General features: G+C 56.7%; 20 protein-coding genes. 15 read left to right on the top strand and 5 right to left on the bottom strand.

The annotated features are described in order from the left end of the window. Window positions 1-683: 683 nt before the first annotated feature. The 5 genes from BVH01_RS22910 to BVH01_RS22930 are packed head-to-tail and all read left to right on the top strand — an operon-like array spanning window position 684 to window position 11,832. The gene (locus tag BVH01_RS22910) at window positions 684-2,144 is read left to right on the top strand and encodes a DNA cytosine methyltransferase (protein ID WP_139317893.1); all 1,461 of its coding nucleotides are present in this window, start codon (window positions 684-686) and stop codon (window positions 2,142-2,144) included. A 20-nt stretch (window positions 2,145-2,164) separates the two neighbouring features. Then, on the top strand, window positions 2,165-4,312 hold the full coding sequence (locus BVH01_RS22915) for an ATP-binding protein (protein WP_075932519.1): 2,148 nt from the start codon (window positions 2,165-2,167) through the stop codon (window positions 4,310-4,312). Further along, window positions 4,309-5,853: a hypothetical protein gene (locus BVH01_RS22920; RefSeq protein WP_075932520.1), complete on the top strand. Its 1,545-nt coding sequence runs from the start codon at window positions 4,309-4,311 to the stop codon at window positions 5,851-5,853. The genes BVH01_RS22915 and BVH01_RS22920 overlap by 4 nt, the downstream gene beginning before the upstream one ends. Then, complete coding sequence (locus BVH01_RS24745) at window positions 5,846-11,338, top strand: hypothetical protein (protein ID WP_075932521.1); 5,493 nt, start codon at window positions 5,846-5,848, stop codon at window positions 11,336-11,338. The genes BVH01_RS22920 and BVH01_RS24745 overlap by 8 nt, the downstream gene beginning before the upstream one ends. A 44-nt stretch (window positions 11,339-11,382) precedes the next feature. Further along, window positions 11,383-11,832 carry a very short patch repair endonuclease gene (locus BVH01_RS22930; protein WP_075932522.1) on the top strand — a complete coding sequence of 150 codons (450 nt, stop codon included), beginning with the start codon at window positions 11,383-11,385 and terminating at the stop codon, window positions 11,830-11,832. A 44-nt stretch (window positions 11,833-11,876) separates the two neighbouring features. Here BVH01_RS22930 and BVH01_RS24175 read toward each other — a convergent pair whose 3' ends face one another. Both BVH01_RS24175 and BVH01_RS22940 read right to left on the bottom strand, forming a co-directional pair. Further along, complete coding sequence (locus BVH01_RS24175; RefSeq protein WP_083659526.1) at window positions 11,877-12,746, bottom strand: HNH endonuclease signature motif containing protein; 870 nt, start codon at window positions 12,744-12,746, stop codon at window positions 11,877-11,879. A gap of 299 nt (window positions 12,747-13,045) precedes the next feature. Next, window positions 13,046-13,678, bottom strand: coding sequence for a hypothetical protein (locus tag BVH01_RS22940; RefSeq protein WP_139317894.1), 633 nt, complete (start codon window positions 13,676-13,678; stop codon window positions 13,046-13,048). Window positions 13,679-14,313: 635 nt separating this feature from the next. On the opposite strand from BVH01_RS22940, the gene BVH01_RS22945 reads away from it, so the two are divergent. The 4 genes from BVH01_RS22945 (at window position 14,314) to radC (ending at window position 16,530) form a co-directional block, all read left to right on the top strand. Next, window positions 14,314-14,583: a hypothetical protein gene (locus BVH01_RS22945; protein WP_075932525.1), complete on the top strand. Its 270-nt coding sequence runs from the start codon at window positions 14,314-14,316 to the stop codon at window positions 14,581-14,583. Continuing rightward, window positions 14,580-14,921: a LasR-specific antiactivator QslA gene (locus tag BVH01_RS22950; RefSeq protein ID WP_075932526.1), complete on the top strand. Its 342-nt coding sequence runs from the start codon at window positions 14,580-14,582 to the stop codon at window positions 14,919-14,921. The genes BVH01_RS22945 and BVH01_RS22950 overlap by 4 nt, the downstream gene beginning before the upstream one ends. A 256-nt stretch (window positions 14,922-15,177) precedes the next feature. Then, the gene (locus BVH01_RS22955; RefSeq protein ID WP_075932527.1) at window positions 15,178-15,753 is read left to right on the top strand and encodes a DUF4124 domain-containing protein; all 576 of its coding nucleotides are present in this window, start codon (window positions 15,178-15,180) and stop codon (window positions 15,751-15,753) included. Window positions 15,754-16,023: 270 nt separating this feature from the next. Further along, window positions 16,024-16,530 carry a DNA repair protein RadC gene (gene radC / locus BVH01_RS22960; RefSeq protein WP_075932528.1) on the top strand — a complete coding sequence of 169 codons (507 nt, stop codon included), beginning with the start codon at window positions 16,024-16,026 and terminating at the stop codon, window positions 16,528-16,530. A 39-nt stretch (window positions 16,531-16,569) separates the two neighbouring features. Here radC and BVH01_RS22965 read toward each other — a convergent pair whose 3' ends face one another. Beyond that, window positions 16,570-17,361, bottom strand: coding sequence for an NYN domain-containing protein (locus BVH01_RS22965; RefSeq protein WP_075932529.1), 792 nt, complete (start codon window positions 17,359-17,361; stop codon window positions 16,570-16,572). 40 nt (window positions 17,362-17,401) lie between these two features. Here BVH01_RS22965 and BVH01_RS24590 point away from each other — a divergent pair, with 40 nt between their 5' ends. Then, window positions 17,402-17,620 (top strand): hypothetical protein, encoded by a 219-nt coding sequence (locus tag BVH01_RS24590; protein WP_139317895.1) that lies wholly within the window; start codon window positions 17,402-17,404, stop codon window positions 17,618-17,620. 82 nt (window positions 17,621-17,702) lie between these two features. Here the strand turns inward: BVH01_RS24590 and BVH01_RS24595 are convergent, their stop codons facing one another. Then, window positions 17,703-18,032: a hypothetical protein gene (locus tag BVH01_RS24595; RefSeq protein ID WP_139317896.1), complete on the bottom strand. Its 330-nt coding sequence runs from the start codon at window positions 18,030-18,032 to the stop codon at window positions 17,703-17,705. A gap of 76 nt (window positions 18,033-18,108) precedes the next feature. On the opposite strand from BVH01_RS24595, the gene BVH01_RS24600 reads away from it, so the two are divergent. After that, window positions 18,109-18,540 carry a hypothetical protein gene (locus tag BVH01_RS24600; RefSeq protein ID WP_139317897.1) on the top strand — a complete coding sequence of 144 codons (432 nt, stop codon included), beginning with the start codon at window positions 18,109-18,111 and terminating at the stop codon, window positions 18,538-18,540. A gap of 9 nt (window positions 18,541-18,549) precedes the next feature. On the opposite strand, the gene BVH01_RS24180 is transcribed toward BVH01_RS24600, so the two are convergent. After that, window positions 18,550-18,753 (bottom strand): hypothetical protein, encoded by a 204-nt coding sequence (locus BVH01_RS24180; protein WP_218189123.1) that lies wholly within the window; start codon window positions 18,751-18,753, stop codon window positions 18,550-18,552. Between the two features lie 74 nt (window positions 18,754-18,827). Here BVH01_RS24180 and BVH01_RS22975 point away from each other — a divergent pair, with 74 nt between their 5' ends. The 4 genes from BVH01_RS22975 to BVH01_RS22990 all read left to right on the top strand — a co-directional run bounded on the left by BVH01_RS22975 (window position 18,828) and on the right by BVH01_RS22990 (window position 21,686). Then, complete coding sequence (locus BVH01_RS22975; protein ID WP_075932531.1) at window positions 18,828-19,166, top strand: hypothetical protein; 339 nt, start codon at window positions 18,828-18,830, stop codon at window positions 19,164-19,166. Window positions 19,167-19,457: 291 nt separating this feature from the next. Then, window positions 19,458-19,970 carry an antirestriction protein ArdA gene (locus BVH01_RS22980; RefSeq protein WP_075932532.1) on the top strand — a complete coding sequence of 171 codons (513 nt, stop codon included), beginning with the start codon at window positions 19,458-19,460 and terminating at the stop codon, window positions 19,968-19,970. 595 nt (window positions 19,971-20,565) lie between these two features. After that, window positions 20,566-20,847 (top strand): AlpA family transcriptional regulator, encoded by a 282-nt coding sequence (locus tag BVH01_RS22985; protein WP_139317905.1) that lies wholly within the window; start codon window positions 20,566-20,568, stop codon window positions 20,845-20,847. Window positions 20,848-20,858: 11 nt separating this feature from the next. Next, on the top strand, window positions 20,859-21,686 hold the full coding sequence (locus BVH01_RS22990; RefSeq protein WP_075932534.1) for a replication initiator protein A: 828 nt from the start codon (window positions 20,859-20,861) through the stop codon (window positions 21,684-21,686). The last annotated feature ends 176 nt before the right edge of the window (window positions 21,687-21,862 follow it).

Consider the following 21,862-nt stretch of genomic DNA (forward strand, 5'->3'; position numbering starts at 1 on the left):
TAATGGCACAAAAACAAAAAAGCCCGATCATTTCTGATCAGGCTTTGATGTTGGGATTGTTTGGTCGGGACGGAGTGATTCGAACACTCGACCCCTTGCACCCCATGCCGGAGGTCGACCAAATAAGGTATTGATTTTAATAGGATAAATTTGAGCGCTCGCTGCAGCCATTGCTCCACATTATCCGACGGTTTTCAACGATCCCCCGCAAAAGTCCCTACACCTCGGTAAAACCGCCAGCCCCGACGGCAGTACATAACAGCAGGAAACTGGACCGGCTAGCCACCCCAAAGCAAAACAGCGCGAGCCAGACGAGGAAATTTCTTGCTCCCCAGAAAACCACGTGCGGGATTGAACACCAGCACAAATTACTGTATAAAAAAACAGTTAAAGCCTTGCTCTGAGGCTACGCATGGATCACACGGACGTCGTCATTTGGAAACATGATAATTAGCGAGCCCGCTCGGATCCTCCAGCCACCGACAGAATATGAATTTCTAGAAAATCAAACACATATCAGCCTTACGCTGCACATAGCGCCCTGCCAGAACACAGCAGGAAGTCATTGCGTTTGCGTTCCTGGCAATTCATCATTCACGGTCAGGCCCCCCGTAAGACCTGCAGAAGCAGCACGCCACGTGCAGTCCCGATAGAAGCCACCCAAACGGCTGTGGAGAAGCTTTATGGAGAAGGGAATCCCCTACGAAGGATTTACAGGCTCTAGCAAAGGGCAGCTCCAGACGCTCCTTCCCTTTAATTTCGATGAGCCCGGGCAGGAGCCCATGAAAACCCAAGACTTTCCCCCACTCCCCGCCTCCGATCAGCCTTTGATGTTTGCAGATTTGTTTGCAGGTTGCGGCGGCCTTTCCCTCGGTCTCTCGCTCTCGGGCATGAACGGTGTGTTTGCCATCGAACGCGACAAGATGGCTTTCTCGACTCTATCCGCCAACTTGCTTCAAGAGCGGAAAGTACCAGTGAACCAATTTTCATGGCCATCATGGCTAGAGAAGAAGGCGTGGGCAATCGACGAAGTCTTGGAGCAGCACCCGAACGAGCTGACCCAGCTTAAGGGCAAAGTACATGTTCTGGCAGGAGGCCCTCCCTGCCAAGGTTTCAGCTTTGCGGGGAAACGGAATGAATCTGACCCTCGCAACAAGCTTTTTGAAAAATACGTAGAAATGGTCCAGTCGATCCGACCTTCAGCCCTTGTTCTTGAAAATGTACCTGGGATGAAGGTCGCGCACGCCGCAAAAAAATGGAAGCAGCTGGGTCTTTCAATCAAACCTCAGTCCTACTACGAAAAGCTGGTAGAAAGCCTGGACAGGATCGGATACCAAGTCCTCGGCAAGATCGTCGACTCCTCTCGCTTCGGGGTGCCTCAGAAGCGCCCACGCCTGATAGTGATAGGACTCAGAAAGGACCTGGCCCAACACCTCGAAGGCGGGGTAGCCCGAGCCTTTGAGCTGCTAGAGGAAGCCCGACTTAGGCAGCTGCATGAGCTCGGTCTTCCCGAGGTCATACATGCCGTGGATGCCATTTCGGATATGGAAACAGGTCATGGAGGAACAAAGCCCTGCAATGACCCCGACTCTCCGAAGAAATTCGAAGAGATCGCCTATACCGGCCCTCGAACGGCGTTCCAAAGGCTCATGCATCGAGGCTGCGATGGCATCATCGATAGCTTACGCCTCGCCAGGCACAAGCCTGAGATCAAGGCCAGGTTCCAGGCGATCATCAACGACCCTAACTGCGCCAAGGGCGTACGGATGAACGCCGAGATACGCCAAGTATATGGACTCAAGAAGCACCGCATCTACCCAATGCAAGCTAGTGCTCCGGCTCCCACTATTACGACACTGCCGGACGATGTCCTCCACTACAAGGAACCCAGGATACTGACCGTACGAGAGTCTGCTCGACTGCAGTCATTCCCGGATTGGTTCCAGTTCCGCGGAAAATTCACCACTGGCGGGAGCCAGCGGACAAAAGAATGTCCGCGCTACACCCAAGTGGGCAACGCGGTACCTCCTTATTTGGCACGAGCCGTCGGCATGGCTATCAAGGCGATGCTGGACGAGGCCGTGATGCTCGCCAACCAACAGGCAGAGTGTGAACTAGAAGAAAAAATGATAGCCATCGCTTAAATACATAGGAGTCAAAGGGAATGGATAGCTCCCAACTGGAAGGGGCACAATACCCTGCCGCGCTTGTCGACTGGGCCGGTCACCACTCAGGAGGGGTAAAACGGCTGCTGGACGAGAAAAGCGGCCAGCCGAACAAGCAATTGCTACGGACGAACCTCCTATCCCGACTCCAGAGTTGGGCCAACAGGCTTTCCACCCAGGCTTCAACTTCCCCCAGGATAGTCCTGTTGGTAGGTGGCCCTGGAAATGGGAAGACCGAGGCGATCGAGCGCACTATTCGCTGGCTCGACGAAAGCCTCGGTTGCAATGGCCGGTTGGTCGACGAACTCTCGAAAGCCTTCCATCCCTCTTCAGGCTTAGCAGTACCACGACTAGCGAGGGTAGATGCTGGTCGTCTTGCCCGGCGTGATGACAGCCTTAGTATTGACATCGTCCAGGACGCATCTGCCACTGCTGGGCACGAGGGAAGCACGGCTCCCGTCCTCCTCATAGAGGAACTCACTAGGCTACTGGATGGGCCATCCACCCAAGCCTATCTCTGCTGCGTCAATCGTGGCGTCCTCGATGACGCTCTGATTCACGCAATAGACAACAGTCTAGAACAAGCACGTAGTCTTCTCGAAGCCATTACCCGGGCTGTAAGCCTGGCGTATGACGCCCCCTCTTGCTGGCCCCTCGATGGATTCCCATCAATTGCAGTCTGGCCGATGGATGCCGAATCACTTCTGGTTAAGCCGGACGACGAGCCGGTGGCGCCTGCCGAGATACTCTTAGGCCAGGCCACCGCCTCCGGGATGTGGCCAGCGAAAGGGGGATGCCCAGCTGGCGACAAATGCCCCTTCTGCTCCAGTCAGGCCATCCTCGTGCGGGATGAGAACAGGGCATCCTTGCTGAAGATACTGCGCTGGTACGAGCTCGCCAGTGGCAAACGTTGGAGTTTCCGAGACTTGTTCTCCCTCACCTCGTACTTGCTGGCAGGCCACCATCCTGTGGTGCATGACCCGGTAGGAACTCCATACCAGTCCACTCCCTGCCAATGGGCGGCGAACCTTGTTGAACTCGACAATCACGCTCCGACGACAAAGAGGCATAGCAGGCAATCGCTAAGCGCGGTTTTCCACCTTGCGACTTCGAGCTACCAACATGCTCTTTTCCATCGCTGGGATAGGAACGTAGCTACCTCACTTCGCCGTGACCTTAAGGATCTTGGCCTCGAGAAAGAGCTCGACATAGAGGAAGGTCGTACCCTAATGGGACTCGTCCATTTCCTCTCTGAACGCAAAAGCAACTACCTCCCAGCGACTATCGCCCCCTTGCTGGAGGGGCTGGTTCAAACTCTCGACCCGGCGCTAGCGAGCCCAGACATTGAAGTAGCAGTAAGCAGCCGAACTAAAATTGCGCTTGGCGAACTAGACATGCGCTTTAGCCGCTCCCTGGCAGGCGGTATTGAGTTCATACGCAAGTATCAGGTGCTATCACCAAATGAGCTCGATCTACTTCGACGTCTATCCGCCTCAGACGCCATGCTTTCCCTGCCGAGCATACGGCGCAAAAGGCCGGTGGCCGCCAGCCGAGTTCAGCATGTGCTCCGCGATTTCTCTTGCCGCCTAGTACGAAGAAGCATATGCACGCGGACGGCCGTCGTGGCGGATGCTCCGATTTTGGAAGCGTTTCAGCAGATAGTCGAAGACAGCGACAAACACCACCACCTATTCAAGGTGGCTAAGCAAGTAAAGGATCTGCTGAACACCGGAAAGGAGTTCGAGGTGTCGCTAACTACTACGTTTGGCCAACCTCTCCCCCCACGGCAACGTCAGGCAACGCTAATCGTCCCGCAGAGCCCGGTCAGGATGTCTCCCCAAAATACCAAGGGACGCCCTCACCCACCGATTTGCTATCTCCATGTAGGCCAAGGGCAATCAGTCCAACCTGTCCCGCTGACCTATGACCTTTTCAAAGCGGTTAAGGAACTGGAAAGGGGGCTTTCACCTGCATCCCTTCCGCGCACGGTTGTTGCACTACTGGACACGACAAAGGCTCGATTATCCGGTCCAATCGTCCGCGACCATATGCTCCTAGATGATGCCCGTATCCGTGTCGGCGCGGATGGCACGGTGGTAAATCGCTCGTGGGACGGTTTCGTTGAAAGCCGGGAGGACGAGGTATGAGCCTTGCGGATTTCAAGCAGACCCCATGGAGCAAGTCGCATCCGAGCTACCAGAAGTCAGCCCTGGCAATCAGTCCTGCCCCTGAGTATGCGAGCTCAGAAGTATTGCTTGCTTCGCTCTACCGAACCATAGGCTTCTCAGCAGTCAGCGAGGGTAGCGTACCGCAAGCGGGGCGAGATCTTGACAGACGCATCCAGAAACTCCGTGAAAAACGCCAACCTTCGCCAACGGGAGCGGTCGTCGGCGTAGAAGCCTGGAATACCGTGCTTCATGGGATTTTGGAGAGCCCAAAGCTCCCCAACCAGTCGTCCAAGCGGTTCCTACAGGTAACCCCCATCGTACCAGGGGCGGCACTCTTCTCTGGCTCTGCAAGACTGAGCAGCAACTCTTGGCCTGCCGGGAGCCTGATACGCCGCATGGTTTGCCTTGGATCGAAAGATCGAGAGTCTGCGCAACGGCTTTGGCAAAGTCTTTTCGCTGCATTGAGCGTCGATGATGAGGACGATGTCTTCGCACGCTGGCTCGATCAGGAGACATCAGCGTGGAGTCCAGAAGTAGGCAACTGGGCGCTTTCTCCGATACCCGAAGATGAGATGGCAACGCTGGAGACGTCGGACTTCCAAGGAACTCTGTTCCTTCCTGCCCGACGATTCACCAAGGACCTCCAAGCCATCATTCAGGCCAAGAGTTCCATGACCCGCCGGCAGTGGACTAGTCTTCTAGAGGCGTTGCTTCGCCTGGCAGCAGCATCCCACGTGACATGGTTGTGCGATATCCATGCCAGGAAATGGAACTGCTTGTCAGCCGCACTAAGAGATGGCATTGCTCCTTCTAGCGAGCTTGACGCAAGACACGCGCTGTTCCCAGAAGCAACTCAGTACATGACGTATGGGGGGAAAGCCCTCCAAGGTATAAAGGACAAGGTATCCAGCTATCTAAATGCCCGTCTGGGGATCAATGCCATACTCTGGTCTCTGGACCAGATAGGGGCCTCTTTCACTGGCAACCTCTCCTCGAGCGCCGGAGTAGCTGCACTTTGCCAACATATCCGCCTGCACAAGGCCGAACTTAGTCGCCTAGGCACGCTTGAGACGATTGCCGACGTGTGTGGGCAAGAAGGCCGCGCGCTGCTTTGCAAGAAGGGCATAGGCTCCAATCTGCTCGAGTTTGCACGTCACGTCCTTGGTCAACGCCAAGCTGCAGTCCCACTGCTGAGAGGTTATGACCAGGGATACATCCTGAAGAAAAAAGGCAGCAGTCCATCCAGCCCGTGGGTCGTCTCTCTAGGCCCAGTCGCCGTGCTTACCCTGGTCCACTGCGCCCTCGCAGGAATGGGTGGCCCCCGATCGGTCCACCGGCTTGGGCAACATCTGGAAGCCTATGGTATCGCTGTGGATAGGCATGACATCGGTAGGAACGACCTTGGTCATCAGTTGCGGATGCTCGGTCTGGTGCTTGATAGCCCTGATGCAGAAAGTGGCATGCTGCTACTTCCCCCGTTCCCCATAAACCAAGCCAGCCAGGGCCCGGAATATGACTAAACTCGCACACTGGCTCTCGGACACTATCTACGAGAAGGTCCGTGGCTCAACTCAAGGGTTTGGAGGCACCAACCTTGAGTACCGCCTGATTTTCCGCGGCCCTCCGCTTGAGCTCCTCGAGCCGACATATGACGAACTGGCCCGAGATGGAGGGATTCAGGTGCCAGATGGGGTCGGCGGTGGACTGGTGACCCTGCCGGTACTGCTCCAGTATCCGGCCGGCCAGTTACAGGGGGCTAGACCCCGCATTGGAGAATCCGGCAAGTGCGAAAACGATCACTTGCTGGATGTGCGCAACGACCCTGCCAACCCTAGCTTTATTGCTCTGGTTCCTCCTGGACTGCACAACAATCTCTCGATCGAGTCCACGACTGACGAATTCGGGTTGGGGGCAGCCACTAGTACGGGGCATGGGTCCTTTGAACAATGGTGGGAAGATGGCTTTGTCCAGCGAGCAGTCAACAATGCACTGCTCTCTGCCGGCATACCAGAGGCCCAGAAGGATGACGCCAGAGGACTAATCCGTGCCGCCGCAGCCTCAGTTGACGAGGTGGACCCAGAAAAGGGCGGTCATCGCGCCGCATGGCGCCTGCTCTCACGTATTTACTCGATAGCAAACACGAATCAAGGGTTGTCTGCAGGAACCGCGCTTTCACTAGCATGTGGTCTCCCACCGATGAAAGAGGGAGGAGTTTCAGCCAAGACACAGCTTTCGGTCTTGGGAAAAATCGTCGACGAGCTTGCAGACGGCTTCAAGACAGGCATCGAGCGGTTGGCGCAAGGCGCCCAACCAGAGATCGTGCAAGCGCTGCGCGAGCTGCTTTCCCATCTTCAGTCGAATTGCAACGTACCTACGGCCTTCGAGCGTGCCGCAGCGGCCTTCTATCTACCTAACGCCGATCTTGAACTGGCGACCCCACCATTCTGGTGGACAACGCTCACCATCGAGCAATGGACAGAGCTACTTGCCGACGAGCCAGACGAAGCCGTCGGCGAGCTGACGATCCGATGCACCAATAGCGTGATTCCGATAGGAAAGGGCTCGCCTGCCGTGGTACGGGACAATGTCGAGCTGGTTATCTCCACAAGCGAGGAGAGCCAGCCAAAGGAGTTCCAATTGACGGGAGGCTCCTACGGCAAGGTCCCGGTGGCACTAACAGCTGGCTCCAGCGGGTCTACCAGTCACATTGACCTGTTCCCCGCGCCCCACGGAACTCCAATGAGCTACAAGGTGTCAGCGGACGGCTGTAAACCTGCAAGCGTCCGGGTGATCTCCCTCGCGAGTTGGAAGCCAGGAATACTTGTTACCTGCAGACTCGCGACAAAGCTCTCGCCGCCCAAAAAACCCCGGAAGAACACTGCGGCGATGGACTGGGAGACGTCTCTGTCGCTGCCTGGCTCCGGTCGTTATGAGCTACGGCTCCACCTTGCTCCAGACGCAAGCATTGGGAAGGTTGAAGGCTTGCCGGACGATGCCACTGAGTTTGAGGAGCAGCGGGAGACACTCGACCCTCGGCAGGTTGGTGAGGACGAATACCTCCTAGAGATCGAGGCCGATGGCAAGTACCAGCTGGACATAACCTTTACTCCAGCCGGCGAGCAATCGCCAAAGGCCTGTCGTGTCTACCTCACCTGCGAAGAGGCAAAGGAAGAAGGCTGCAGGAGTGAGTTCGAGCGGCTCATCAAGCTAAACCGACGACATCTCGAAAAGTTCGACACTAAGGCTGTTGTACATCTCGACCGGAATGCACGTTCCTCCAGCCTGCAGTCATGGGTGTTGGAGGAACAGAACGTATCTAACTCCTTCAGGCCATTGGTGATCGCGGAGGACTATGCGTCCCGGTGGGCTCCTCCTGACTGGGACGCCCCGCACGGACCTGTACTCTCGAACGGGCGTTTCCTGCATGACCCTCGCCCCGAGGCCTTGAGCTTCACGCCCCCCAAGGGCTTCGTCGAGGCCCGGCGGGGGATCGCCCGGTACATACGGGGTAGCGACGATCAGTCGGGGCTGCTTGAGTCCGCACCACTTGGTGCCTGGCTATCCGAAGAATCTGAATTTCGGTCCCTTGTCGAGGAGTACCTCGGTGCATTCATGTCATGGCTGGACGCCGACCCGGATATCGCCTGCTGGATCGACACCGTTGCCGTCTGCTCTCTAGAGTCTGATGGTCGTACCCTGGGAAGGATCCCAGATGCCATCATCCTTTCCCCCTTGCACCCATTACGCTTAGCATGGCACTGCTTGGCCCAGAAAGTTCTTCGTGACGAAGCCGAGGGCAACTCTCCATGCCCGGCCGCGAGCATCCTCGATCCGGATTGTGTCCCCGACCTCCTTACTATCTCGCTGCAGGCACCGGATGGTGTGGACAAGATCGACTTCCTTTCTGTCGAATGCAGCTCAGACTATTGGTCCGTGCTTTGGAACGGCTCCCGGCTGGGACAGATACCCGACCGCGCTCGTAAAGCCCCGTTCGACAGTAGCTTCGGACTGGCTGTCGGAGGCATATCGAGCGGGTTCAGTCCAGCTCAGGTCTCGCGAGCACTCGACGACGTCACCGACCTTCTGGCAGCCAAACCTATCGTCAGCCTGGTAGTGTCGAGCGCAAATGGCACTACGGATGCATGCAACGAAGGATTGGCCACCTGGTGCACCAAGCAGTTCGGCAATGGGGGCAATGACACGCCGCTGCACGGTGTCGGGCCAAGGATTGTGGAGGTATTCGATACTAGGGAGGCCGGCCGGCCCGACCAGGCGACGATCGCCAACCTTTCTGAGGACACGGGCAACCATGTCCGCTGGTATGACAAGCAACCAACTGGGTCCAAGCCTGACTTAGGTATCATTGCCCAACTAGATTCGGCCGAACCCGAATCCAAGGAAGTCGGTATGCTTTCGCCGATGGGGGCCGGTGGACTGATCAGGCACCGCGTGAGGCGTCAATTACAGGCCCCGTTCCTGAGCGAGTCCCGACAGGGCCTGCAGATGCCACCATCTGGTGATCTGTTCGCCGACAAGGTTTCCGCGTGTATGCTCATGATGGAAAGACTTAAGGATGGCAAGGTCGGCCTGCAATTTTCCCCAAATGTCCATGCAGTTTCCAACATGCTCGAGGAGAAATGTGCTGGGTTCGTCGCCGTATCATCGTCAGCGATCGACCCTGCCTGCTTCCTCGGTGGCTGGATTCAAGGGACGTATCTATGGGACTACGACCTACCGTCGTACTCCCATCGAGCAGGCGACACCAGCGGCTACTATCTATTGTCGCAGGTCAAGCAGGCCGATCGCGATGCGCTGCGGCGTGTCTTGAAGCCCCTCCCTGGATGCGACGATCTGGATGATGCTCAGGTCGAGCAAATCCTCCTCGAGGTAGCGCGAAGGGGGATTCCTACGGTGCGCGGCCTCTCCGGGGACGATACGGGGGCAACTGGCGACCTTGGACTTTTTCTCGCGGTCCGGCTCCTGCAGGACCAGTTCCGCGTGACAGGTAACAAGGAAAGCCTGCTGCCGGTGCTTGCCGGATCGCCGGAGGACTCGACGATAGCAATAATCATCCCCGTCGACCCCTTCCGGGGCTACCTTTCCGACCTTGCCCGCTCCCTTGGCAAGGAGCGCAAGGATACGTCCCTGTCTCGCCCCGACTTACTGGTAGTGGGCGTACGCGCATGCAGCGACAGGATCCACCTGCACCTTACGCCCATAGAGGTAAAGTGCAGGCAGGGGGTTGTCTTCGGTATAGGCGAATCAACCGAGGCACTCTCCCAAGCCAAGGCCCTGTCGTCATTGCTGCGTGCCATCGAGAAGCGCGCAAGTAGTTCCCTGGCATGGCGCCTTGCCTTCCAGCACCTGCTGCTCTCAATGGTTGGCTTCGGCCTGCGCGTCTACAGCCAGCATCAGGCAGTAGGTGGGCATGCAGGCCGCTGGGCTAGCTACCACGAGCGTATCGCCGCAGCCATACTCAGCCCAACCCCGCCGATCAGCATCGATGAGAAAGGGCGGTTGATCGTGGTGGATGCATCGCTCCAGAGCAGCCCGCATGATCGCGATGGCGACAAGTACACTGAGACCATTGTCATTTCCAGCCGGGATGCAGGTCGTATCATCGCCGGGAATGACGCACAGTCTTTCTATGACGGCGTGCGTGCCAAGGTCGACGACTGGGGGCTGCTACCCAGCCAGGCAAGTGCCGCCGGCACCCCAATCGTGCAGCCCGACATCCCCGCATCGGACGATGCCCATACGGGCGAGCCCACCGTAGCTCCAGCAGAAGCCATCCCAGAGGCCGCCACGAAGCTGGTCGAGCAGCTATCCGCCGGCGTAGCGGAAGCAGGGACAAGCCCTGCCAGCCCAACCGACGAGCCAGGGACGGGGATCATCCTGTCCGTTGGCAAGACTGTCGATGGCTTCGAGCCCCGATCACTCTGTCTGAACATCTCCGACACCCGTCTCAACCAGTTGAACATTGGTGTCGTTGGCGACCTTGGGACAGGCAAGACCCAGTTCCTCAAGTCGTTGATCCTGCAGATATCCAGTGCCCGCGAGGCTAACCGCGGGATCACGCCAAGGTTCCTGATATTCGACTACAAGCGCGACTACAGCAGCCAGGACTTTGTCGAGGCCACCGGCGCTAAGGTGGTGAAACCCTATCGCCTGCCCCTAAACCTCTTCGACACCACCGGGATGGGAGAATCCTCCGCACCTTGGCTGGACAGGTTCCGTTTTTTCGCAGATGTGCTGGACAAGGTGTATTCCGGCATCGGCCCCGTGCAGCGGGACAAGCTCAAGGGTGCAGTACGCAGCGCCTACGAGGTGGCCGGTGCGCAAGGCCGCCAACCAACGATCTACGATATCCATTCCGAGTACCGAGAACTACTTGCCGGGAAGTCGGACTCACCGATGGCGATCATCGACGACCTCGTGGACATGGAAGTCTTCGCGCGCTCAGGAGAAACGAAGCCGTTCGACGAGTTCCTCGATGGCGTCGTGGTAATATCCCTGGACTCCATGGGGCAGGACGACAGGAGCAAGAACATGCTCGTCGCCATCATGCTGAACATGTTCTACGAGAACATGCTACGCACGCCGAAGCGCCCCTTCCTTGGCACGTCCCCACAGCTCCGGGCCATCGACTCGTACCTCTTGGTAGACGAGGCGGACAACATCATGCGCTATGAGTTCGACGTGCTCCGCAAGTTGCTGCTGCAGGGCCGCGAGTTCGGGACCGGCGTCATCCTGGCCTCGCAGTACCTGCGGCATTTCAAGGCTGGGGCAACCGACTACCGGGAACCATTGCTGACCTGGTTCATCCATAAGGTACCGAACGCAACACCCGCTGAACTAGGGGTACTCGGCTTCACCTCGGATCTGGCAGAGTTATCAGAACGGGTGAAGACCCTTCCCAATCACCAATGCCTCTACAAGTCATTTGATGTGGCTGGAGAGGTCATAAGGGGACTACCTTTCTTCGAGCTCACTAACCAAGGCTGACCACGGCCCGGACTGCGAACGTAGACCGGGCAAGGAGGCTCCTAATGACAGACTTCCTTAGTCCCGCAGAGCGCTCGGACAGGATGTCACGCATCCGGGGCAAGGATACGCAACCCGAGCTAGCGCTACGCAAGGTTCTCCATCGGCTCGGACTCCGATACCGATTACATCGTGCAGGGCTACCGGGTAAGCCAGATCTCGTATTCCCACGATACAGGATCGCGGTCTTCGTGCATGGGTGCTTCTGGCATAGGCACGACGGATGCAATGTCGCAACGACGCCTAAGAGCAACACACACTTCTGGCTGGAGAAATTCGACAAGAATGTCGCACGTGATGCGCGAGTAGCAACAGATCTGCAGGCCTTAGGGTGGATGGTACTTGTCGTTTGGGAGTGTGAACTGGCATCTGCTAAAAAAGCTCAGGAGACTGGCGAACGCATATATAAGATGATCCAAAGTCGTGCCCAAGGAATCGTGTCAGCAACTGACTGAAACGGCCCTGTGGCCCGGGATTTCGGGCCATCGCGTTCACTTGCCTATTTCAGTCCTTGACCTGTAGCGATTCGCTCCTCGAGAAAGGCAACATGCGCTCGAAGAGCGCAACCGAACTCTATCCGATCAATGGAGTAATGGGCCCGGCGGTGACAGTTTGGACAAAGAGCCGCAACGTTGGCGGGCAGGTCAGGACCATCGTCGGCGAGCCGGGTCATGTGGTGGACCTCCAAAAAGGCTCGGCCATCAGGACGAACGAACGGGGCAAGCATGCCACAGCCCTCGCACCGGCCATTGGCTCGAAGCGTCGCGTAGAGGTGTACCGCAGCACTACGGCGACGGTATTCCTGCAAGCTAACACCAACCTCAGATCCTGGGGAGTCCACATATATGCTTCGTTGTAGATCCTGTAGATCTACATGGCTGTCTGCATTCGTATGCTCATCTCCCACCCAGTGGTCGTCACCACCCCCTACCGGAACCAACCGGAATCGCCATAGCCTGTCCCCTTTTCGATTGCCATCGCTCGGGACGAACTGTTCGAAACCAACGACGTTGAAGTCTCCACGAAATGCAAACAGTTTTCCGTATCCACCCCTCGCGGCTACCTCTCGCGCTGTGGGCTCCCTTGTAGTAAAGAACAACACCGACAGTTTTCCTGATGAAAGCTTTGCATTGGCTGCATTCAGTAATGACTGATCGCCAGCCATACCTTGCCCAAAATACCACCAGCTTCCATCAGTTAGCAGTTCATCTGAGTATCCAGCCTTTTTGCCCCCTCTCCCGCCAGACGTACAAATCAAACATCCAGATTCCTTACTTCCCCACAAGACACCCGATTGCATTTGGCGGCTACCAACAAAGTCAAGCAAGCGCTGCCGCACATATTCCTGTCCAACAATAAATTCGTGCATGTATTTTCCCTAACCTTGCACACTCCGACTAAGAGCACCCTTCATAGTTATCCATCCCGTAAGAAATCTGAAAAGCCTACGTACTTTGCGAGTCTAGAAGTGGTACCCAAGCATTATTCTGAGCTCAAAAAACTTCACTTTAACTAGCCACAACTGGCAACCGCAGAAAATATTCATGCCACACACATGGTAATTAAAGACATCCGCACCTTGGCTTTACCTTCACCCCAATAGATCGCGGATATCACGACAACAACCAACTGAACACCACAATATAGCAACTTTACAACCCTTCCTATTCAAGCCCCACTGCTTTCTTTACGGGCACACCACTCATGAACCCTTTTCAGAAACGGCATACGCTTCCCCATAAAGCGCGCAAGTTGCTCACCTTCACGATATAAGGAAATTATGCAGAACGCCAATAAAAGGGAGTAAAGCCCTGTAGAAATCAAAAAACTGCTTTGATCTTTGCCAGATAGACAACCAAGAAGATACAGCCCCCCTAAAGAAATCAGAATAGAAGCGTAAATCACTAAAGACTTGATGACTCCCCAGACCAAAAAGGAAAAACTTGCGCTCATAAGCATTGGGGATTTTGCATTACCGGACAGCCCGCTGAGCACGTAACAAGCACACTGTGGGAGTATGATCAAACAAGCGACACCAGTCACAATCAGGAAATCCTTTTCAATATCCAGCATGAACCTGATAAAACTATTGAGTAAGTCACCATACTCGCCTACAAACTCACCGCCTCTAAGGACGTTAGCACTAATGGCCAACCAGGCAACACCAAACGAAATCATAATGGTCAGTGAAGACAAATACCACACCACCCGGATGTCACCTCCGTTTTTTTCACGCAGCAAATAAACAACCCCTGCGATACAGCCAACAATGAAAACCACGAGAACGATAACCCTAACCACCACACACAACTCCTTTAAACATCTAAACAACAGCACTCGACCGAAAACTCGTCGAACACCCGTGGTTCAATAAGCATTGAGTTGTAACTAAGACACGGTCATCGCCTCCGATCCATAAGCAGCACCGATGCGAGTAGTTGGTTACGTAACCTTATTGAGAGGCCTATATTACCTATTTTTTAGCCAACCGTAGCCCTTGAGCAGGCTATTGGCCGAAAGCCCCCTCAAAGTCCTAACCTGCCTACGCTCTAGTTAACTGCCGACTACGCCACAGTATGTTGCCCTCCCAAAACCCACGGGCTAGACTGCCCGCGTCGTGGTAAATCCCATGACCGGGCGTGAGAACCCGGATCTTGTCCAAGGCGCGGTAGCGCCATAGTGCAAAGCTAGCGGTTAACCGTTGGGCTTCTGCATATCTATGGCGGGCCGTGTGAGGCAGGCTTTTGCCTGGCCGGTTCCCTTGGACGCCGGTTTCTCACCCTTGCACGGTCCGCCTCCTACGCTTGTGAGAAGGCTGGTAGGCGGCTCCTTAATCTGTCCAAGGAGCATAAGGAAAATGCGCTATCCCTTTTTTACCCAAGAGCTCCGCCCTTGGCCTATGGTCTTGCTGTCCGCCTCTTATCTGGAGGTGTGCCATGGCTGAGTTCGAATCCTGCGTTGTACCTTTTCCACTGCAGCGTAGTCCGCTGCATGAATCTGAACGATCCCCCCTGCCCTCTGAAGCTGCTGCTGAAACGCGTGCGGTCATGCTTGGTCATCTGCTTGACCAACTGGCTGAGCCTGAAGGTGTGCCCCCCGATGGCATGCGCGTGCGCATCGCGGCCTACTCCGCACTGGATCTGCTCGATGAGATGGTGGTGCTCTATCGCCGTGCGCTCTCCGAAGTGCGAGGAGGTGCCGCATGAGTAAGGAAGTCGATACATACCTGCCCTCCTTCGATGGTCAATCAGGTGTTGAAATCACCTGGTCGACTGACTGCAAGAAGGCATTCGACAGCGGCATAAAACTGGCCCAATTCTGGCTCGACAGTGCCTGTAACGGATGGCTCTGGGCGGTGATGATCGCCGAGCGTGATTTGCTGCCGCGGGCCATCGACAGGCGCGCCTTCGAGGTAGGCTTCCTGGGACGTGTGCACCAGCGGTTGTGTTCACATGAGGCCGGTAGGCAGTCGGCTGAAGGCGTAGCTCTCGGCCATGCTCAACCAGAGCGTCGACCGCCGGCCGAAACAGCATGCCGCTGCTGATCTGGGACGCCTTCCTGGCCTGCTCGCAGGCCAGGAAGGCGTTGCGTCGAAATGCCTCTCTTCCCGCTTCAGCTGAGCTGAGCGCAGGCTCGCGCGGCGCTGTTGCGTACTCCGAACGGCACTAGCACAATCACTCCGGCAGCTATCAAGACGCAGCCGAAAGCGCTGCGGCTCGATTACCGCAGCCGGGGCTGTCACCGCCCCAGGCCAATGGATAGACTTCTTCATCATAGCGGCCCCATCACAAGGATGTTTGATGCGCTCCCCCTTCAGCCTCGCCTCTACCCTGCTCGCCTGCGCCCTGCTTCTCGCACCGCTGGCCCCGGCCTCTGCCGCCATCTTCAAATGCAAGGCCGCCAATGGCGCCACGCAGTTCTCCGACCGCCCCTGCGGTACATCGGAGAACCAAGAGGAGATCGCGCACGAGCTGCCTATCACGGCGCCCGCCCCCGACAGCGAGCCACAAACCGGCAAGGCCTCGGCTCCGGCTGGCGACACCGAGGCGAGCTACGCAGACGCCGAGAAGGCCAACCCGCCTCTGCTGACCCTGGCCGACCTGCAAGGCACCTGGTCGGACCTGGACTTCGCCTCACCCATGCGTGGCTATTGGGTGTTCGGCTCCACCACCCTGCGCATGGACCGCAAGGGTATGGAGGTGCGTAACCGGGTCCAGGCCACCCTGCGCTTCAAGCTCAAGGGCAACCTACTGACCCTGACTCATGAGCCAGACACGTTTAGCAATAAGCGCTGGGATGAGAAGCTGGTGATCGAACGCTACGAGCCCGGTCGCCTGATCGACCTAGGCTCCCTGATGCTCTACCGCGTCAAATAACGCGCGCCCCGACTACGCTGTTGTTGGCGGCTGCAGCCGCCGCTCTCCCCTTGTTTGAAGCCTGCGCGCTTCGCTTGCTGGCGGCGCCTGTGAGATCGGTGGAATGACGGTCTTGCTGTTTACTCTGACCCTATCACGGCGTTCTCGCCGTCAAGGGCTGCTCACGCTTCGCGTGCTTGCGGCAGGGCCGGCTATCGCCCCCTGACAGCTGTGCTGCGCCGTGCTTGTGCCGGTTCCGGGCAATTCCGCCCGAGCAACTGGAGCATGATCATGTCTCAGCTTTCTCTCGTCCTTGATTCTTCCCTGCTGATTCGCGACGAGCAAGGTCGCTACGCGCCAGCCACTGCCGAGCAGATCCTGGCAGCGGCTCGACAGGTGATCGATCAGAAGATACAGCGTGGCGCTGCGTTTACCTCGCCGGAGCTGGTCAAGGACTACCTGATCACCAAGCTGGCGGGCTTCGAACACGAGGTTTTTGGGGCCCTGTTCCTGGATGCCAAGCATCGCCTGATCCAGTACGTCGAGATGTTCCGGGGCACCATCGATTGCGCTTCGGTCTACCCGCGGGAAGTGGTCAAGGAGGCACTTCGCCTGAATGCGGCTGCAGTGATATACGCGCACAACCACCCCAGCGGCAACCCAGAGCCAAGTCAGGCTGATCGGTCGCTCACGCAGCGCCTGAAAGAAGCCTTGGCGCTTGTCGAGGTTCGATCTCTGGATCACATCATCGTGGCTGGCCAGCGCACGGTGTCGTTCGCTGAGGAAGGTTTGCTTTGAACCTTAGGGGGCTTAGCCCCCTTTTTTGCTTCGCCTGTATTAGGCGTGTGACTCTTCCTTGGCAGTCAGACCTACACTCCAATGGCCACCCGTTTCTTGCGTAAGATGCAGCAGGTCATAGGTCTTTGTCATGTCGAGCAGCCCCGAATGGCCGTACGCATTTGGCGAGAAGGCTGGATCCGTTCGCTTTAGATACTGGCCGAGCGCACTCAACGTCACCCTGCCTTCGCTGGTACCGCCGGCGAGTAGCGATACGGCGTCCACCACGAACTTTGGACGGCGTTTGATCACGGGTTTTGCCGGTTCCGGCTTAGTCAGATCCTGCTTACAGGCCTCGGTCTTGCTGGCGTTTTTCTCGGCCTGCTCAGCTACAGGCTCCTGAAGATGCTCCTCGCGACGCCATTCGAAGAACTGATCGCTGGCATTGCGCAGTGCATCAGGCGTTTTCGGCTCGCCCTCAATACAGACCGTCGCGCCGCGCTCCCGGAGTTTGCGGCACAGGTAGGCAAAGTCGGAGTCGCTGGTTACCAGGCAGAATGTATCCGCACGATGATCGAAGAGCGCTTCCATTGCGTCCAGGGCCAAGGCGATGTCGGAAGTATTCTTACCGGCTGCATACTGGTACTGCAGGCATGGCGTGAAGGCCAGTCGAACGAGCGCCTCCTGCCATTTGTTGGCCAAGGTCCCGTGATTGCCATATCCCCTTCTAAGGACGACGCGGCCGAACTGGGCGACCACACGCAAGGCGTGCTCCAGAATCTCGGGCGATACGTTGTCGCAATCCACCAAAACAGCTACACGCGTTTCTCCAGCCGGCGTGAAAACTCCCATCCCTGCTCCTATCGAGTAAACCCAGCTACCTGGGAGGCTTTTGTTCAAAACAGACCCACCAGCCAAAGATGCGCAGGGAGGCATAGGCAAGTCAATGCAACAGCATCACCTGGGCGAACTGCGTCAAGCGACCAATCTAAGCATCGACCTTGAGCACGCCACAGAATTTACAGCAAGAACTGGCAATAGCCGTCCGGATACTTTTTTTGTCAATGAACTTAAGCCTGAACAGGATGCTGGCTTGAGAAAACGCAAGTGACGACAGTCGCCAAAAACTAGCCGAGCGCAACAGGCAATAAGCAACCAGAAGTTGGTATTGAGATCGAACGGAGTTAACAACACTAATCATCATCGTAATCCTCCTGCTGCGCTCGCTTCCACCCATTTTCCCAATCCTCAACCATCCACCAGGTTTTATTCGACCAAATGTAAGGATTATCCCCCACACCTTCACCTCTCCAATAGGCTTCGTAGCCTTCTCTTTCTTCAGTAGACATAAGATTTACTTTAGGAGCTGATTCCTGAATAGCGGGCGGCTTGTGGCCCGCCACATCTGGCTCACTACACACAGTAGAAATGATGATTGAATTCCAGATTTTGCCAGACGGAGCTAAACTTCTACTCTGCTGACTCATCGAGGCCACAGACTGAAAATTACGTTCACTCAGCACGTAAAATGTCGTAATTTATCGTAAATTTTCTCTCTCAAGGAGCTTTATAATCATCCATGGAAGCTCAAGGATTCCCATGCTGATCAAATGCCCAAGTTGTTCGAAATCAAATTCACTAAATCTGGACACACAAGTTAATTGTGGGCATTGCAAAGAACCTCTGACTGGCCACGCCTACGGAAAGATCAAAAAAACGCTGGGTGCTGTAGTCTTAGCGTTTGGAGCTGGCGCGATCGGCACCAAAGAACTGCTCGACTATAAAGGACATATGGATCGCTATTCCATTTCGAATGAGTATGCAATTATCGAGATGTGCCTTAATTCGTCGCAGCAGCCTTTGGCCAGCTACGCCTACTCAGGCAAAAGAGATGACTGCATATGTGCGCTGGGCAAGGTGCAGAAATCTTTTAAAGTCTCGGACTTCAACAAAAATACGGATAAATACCTAGCTGCCTTTGAGTCGGCAGCCAGGCAGTGCAAACTGACCAGGACGTCCTTGTCCTACTAACGCTGAGGATTACTTCTTAGGAGCAGGTGGATTGTTATCGCGGCCGCCGCCGGAAGGCATGCCATCGTTCTTGCTCGGCCAGCCGGCGCCATTGCCGCTTGCGGCCGATTGAGCGCGAGAGGCGAAAGAAGCTATCGGAACATGACCTCCATTCAGCCTTGCGGTAGCGGAGGCAATGCGCGAAGCGTCGGCTTGAGTCATTTTTTTGGACATTTTCATTTCCTTCAATAGTGATTTGGGCGTCCCCGCTGGGACGTATCGAACATTAGCTAGGTGCCTGGGGACAGATGGGGACAGAAACTGAGCGACTGCAGCGGGAGATCAAAAGGCTCATCAAGCAATTGGGATGGTCACAAAAACGTTTCGCCCGCGAACTTCTGGCGATGACTGATGAGGGCGACTGTGCGACTGAGGACGAGGTGGGACAATACGAGGAGCGAGTGAAGAAACACCTTTCAAGGTCTGCAACCAAGCCAGAGCTCCTACAGCGCTATTTACACCAGCTTCAGCAACACGATGCGTTCGATGATTTGAAGGTGGTTGTTCCCTACTTCGTGCCAACTGAAGGTTTCAACATGGAGTTTGTGAAAGGTATGCAGGCAATCTCTATGAAACTTGATGAGTAACCGCCTAGTGGCGAAGTTGAGGATAGAGGCTTCCAATTTCCCGTGCCGGCCAGTTGCTAACTGACGAAGCACGTTGCTGTCACCACAGGCGGTGACGCTCTCCCTGATACAAAAGCAGGGGTTCTTGCCCCCTCAAAATCAAGAAAAATAGACGGTTTCCACCCGGCCGCTGCGCTGGGTGGAACCTCCGCGATTTTTCCTGATTTTTTCACGACCGCCTTAGTCGCCCTAGTCGGCAGGGGTTCATGCGCAGCGCAAGCGCAGAACCCTGAAGATGAAGGAGCGAAAGCCATGAGCGAAGAAATCAGGATCTACGTTGCCGACCTAGCCGCCTACAACGCGGGTCACCTGCATGGCGTCTGGATCGATGCCACCCTGGAGCTGAACGACATCCAGGAACAGGTCGACGCCATGCTGGCGGCCTCGCCGGTCGAGGGTGCGGAGGAGTACGCCATCCATGACTTCGAGGGCTTCGACGGCTACCGCCTCGGTGAGTACCAAAGCCTCGAGAGCGCCCATGAGATTGCGTGTTTTATCGAGGAATACCCCGAGTTCGGCGGCGCGCTGCTCGCGCATTTCAACGACCTGGAGCAGGCGCGCAAGGCGGCCGAGGAAGACTATTGCGGCTGCTACAGCTCGCTGGCCGACTACGCTCAGGAGTTGACCGAGGAAACCAGCAGCATTCCGCAGCATCTGGCCATATACATCGACTACCGCGCCATGGCCCGTGACATGGAGTACGGCGGCGACCTGTTCACCCTGGAGACCGGCTTCGAGCAGGTGCACGTGTTCTGGAATCGCTAACCCAGCGGAAGGCACCGGGGCGAGCCGGTGCCTGTTTTTTGCGCCCCTGTCCTGAGGGCCACCCGCGCGCCCCACCCGGACGATTGATGCACGGGTGCGCGCCCCCGGCGATCAGCCTGGAGCAACCACGTTATGCTGCCAGTTGATTGAGACCGTTACGGTCTTACGGTTTTGCCCAAATCCGTCGATCTGTATCCACGGATTTACGGATTGGTGGGGAAGCGGATTTACGATTTTTACGGATTTACGGAAATACGCAGATGCGGTTTTCCGGTTTTGTGGAAAGCCACAGATCCGTATATCCATGGGGCTACGCGTGCGGAGCTTGGCGTGCCGGGCACCATGACCGGTGACGCGCGTGGATGGGCGTACTCGGTCAACGTCCAGACCGTCCCGGTATCAATCCTCGCCCCTCCTGCCTGCGTATTCGCCCAGACCCAACCCGGCATGATCGGATGCGATTGCTGCCGCACGGTGCACCTCCCACGTCAACGGAGGACACACCATGTCGCATTCAATCGATCTTTCCCGTCAGCCGCGGTGCATCGATCTCGACTCCCCGCTGCACCGCAAGGCAGGGCCAACGGCGCACGCCATGCGGCCTGTGGAGGGCGCTGGCGAGGCGTACGTGCCGCAGGCCTGCCCTGCCCCTCGCTACCTCACCAACAGCGAAGCAGCCTCTTACCTGCGGCTCTCACCACGGACGCTCGAGAAGCATCGCGTGATTGGTGGGGGGCCGCGCTTTCACAAGTTCGGCCGACGCGTGATGTACGCCCTTGCTGACCTGGAAGCGTGGGCCGGTGAGCGCAGCTTCGAGACCACGTTCGATCCTGAATATGTCGACCGCCACTCAGGAGCAAACCGCGATGATCAATAAAGCAGTTTTCCATGAATCGCCGCGTGCAGGAGAAGTCGGGAGAAAGCGAGCAACTGGACCTGTTTCGGGCTCTACCCGGGGATATGGCTCCGCGCGATGCACAGGATCTGATGGCACATCCCTTCTTCTCCCTGGCCAAGTCACGGCGCACGGTGCCGATCGACTTTCGCTCCGGCGACGTGACGGTGCGTGTAGAGGGTACTCACGCGCACGGCATCGCCACGATCTGGGATGCCGATATCCTGATCTGGGCCGCCAGCCAAATTGTCGAGGCGCGCGACTCGAGCATTCCGACTTCTCGACTCATGCGTGCAACGCCCTATCAGATACTGCGGTTCATCGGTCGCGGCACCTCGACTCGCGACTACCAGCGTCTGAAAGCGGCCTTGGATCGACTGCAATCGACCAGCGTAGCCACCTCGATACGAGAAACGACAGGCAGACGTCTGCACCGATTCTCTTGGATCAACGAATGGAAGGAGCTGGCAGCGCCCGACGGACGACCGGAGGGTATCGAGCTGATCCTTGCAGACTGGTTCTACTGTGGGGTGCTGGAGCAGTCCCTGGTACTCACCATCGATCCGGCTTACTTCCGCCTCACCGGCGGCCTGGAGCGCTGGTTATATCGACTCATCCGCAAACACGGCGGCAGGCAGAAAGACGGCTGGCAGTTCGACCTGCGCCACCTGTACCGCAAATCAGGAAGCATGGCGCGTTATTCGGATTTTGCCGGCGATCTGCGGGCATTGGTTTCTCGACAGTCGATGCCCGGCTATTACTTGGAGCTCGTCCGTTTCTCCCCCTCAACGGAGCTGCTCGCGTTCAAGCCGGTGCCGTAGACGGCACGTGGATATTTTCTGGAAAAGCTGTGAGTTCTGTCGTGCTATCAGGCGCAACTGGGCTCGTGCTATCAGGCGCAAGACTATCGTGCTATCAGGCGCATCTTCACCTCTGCAGGCCACGCAGGACGCGGCCTAGCGCCCCCCTTAACTTAACTAACTTAAAAGCTCTAACT

Source organism: Pseudomonas sp. PA1(2017), assembly GCF_001945375.1.
Lineage (GTDB): Bacteria > Pseudomonadota > Gammaproteobacteria > Pseudomonadales > Pseudomonadaceae > Aquipseudomonas.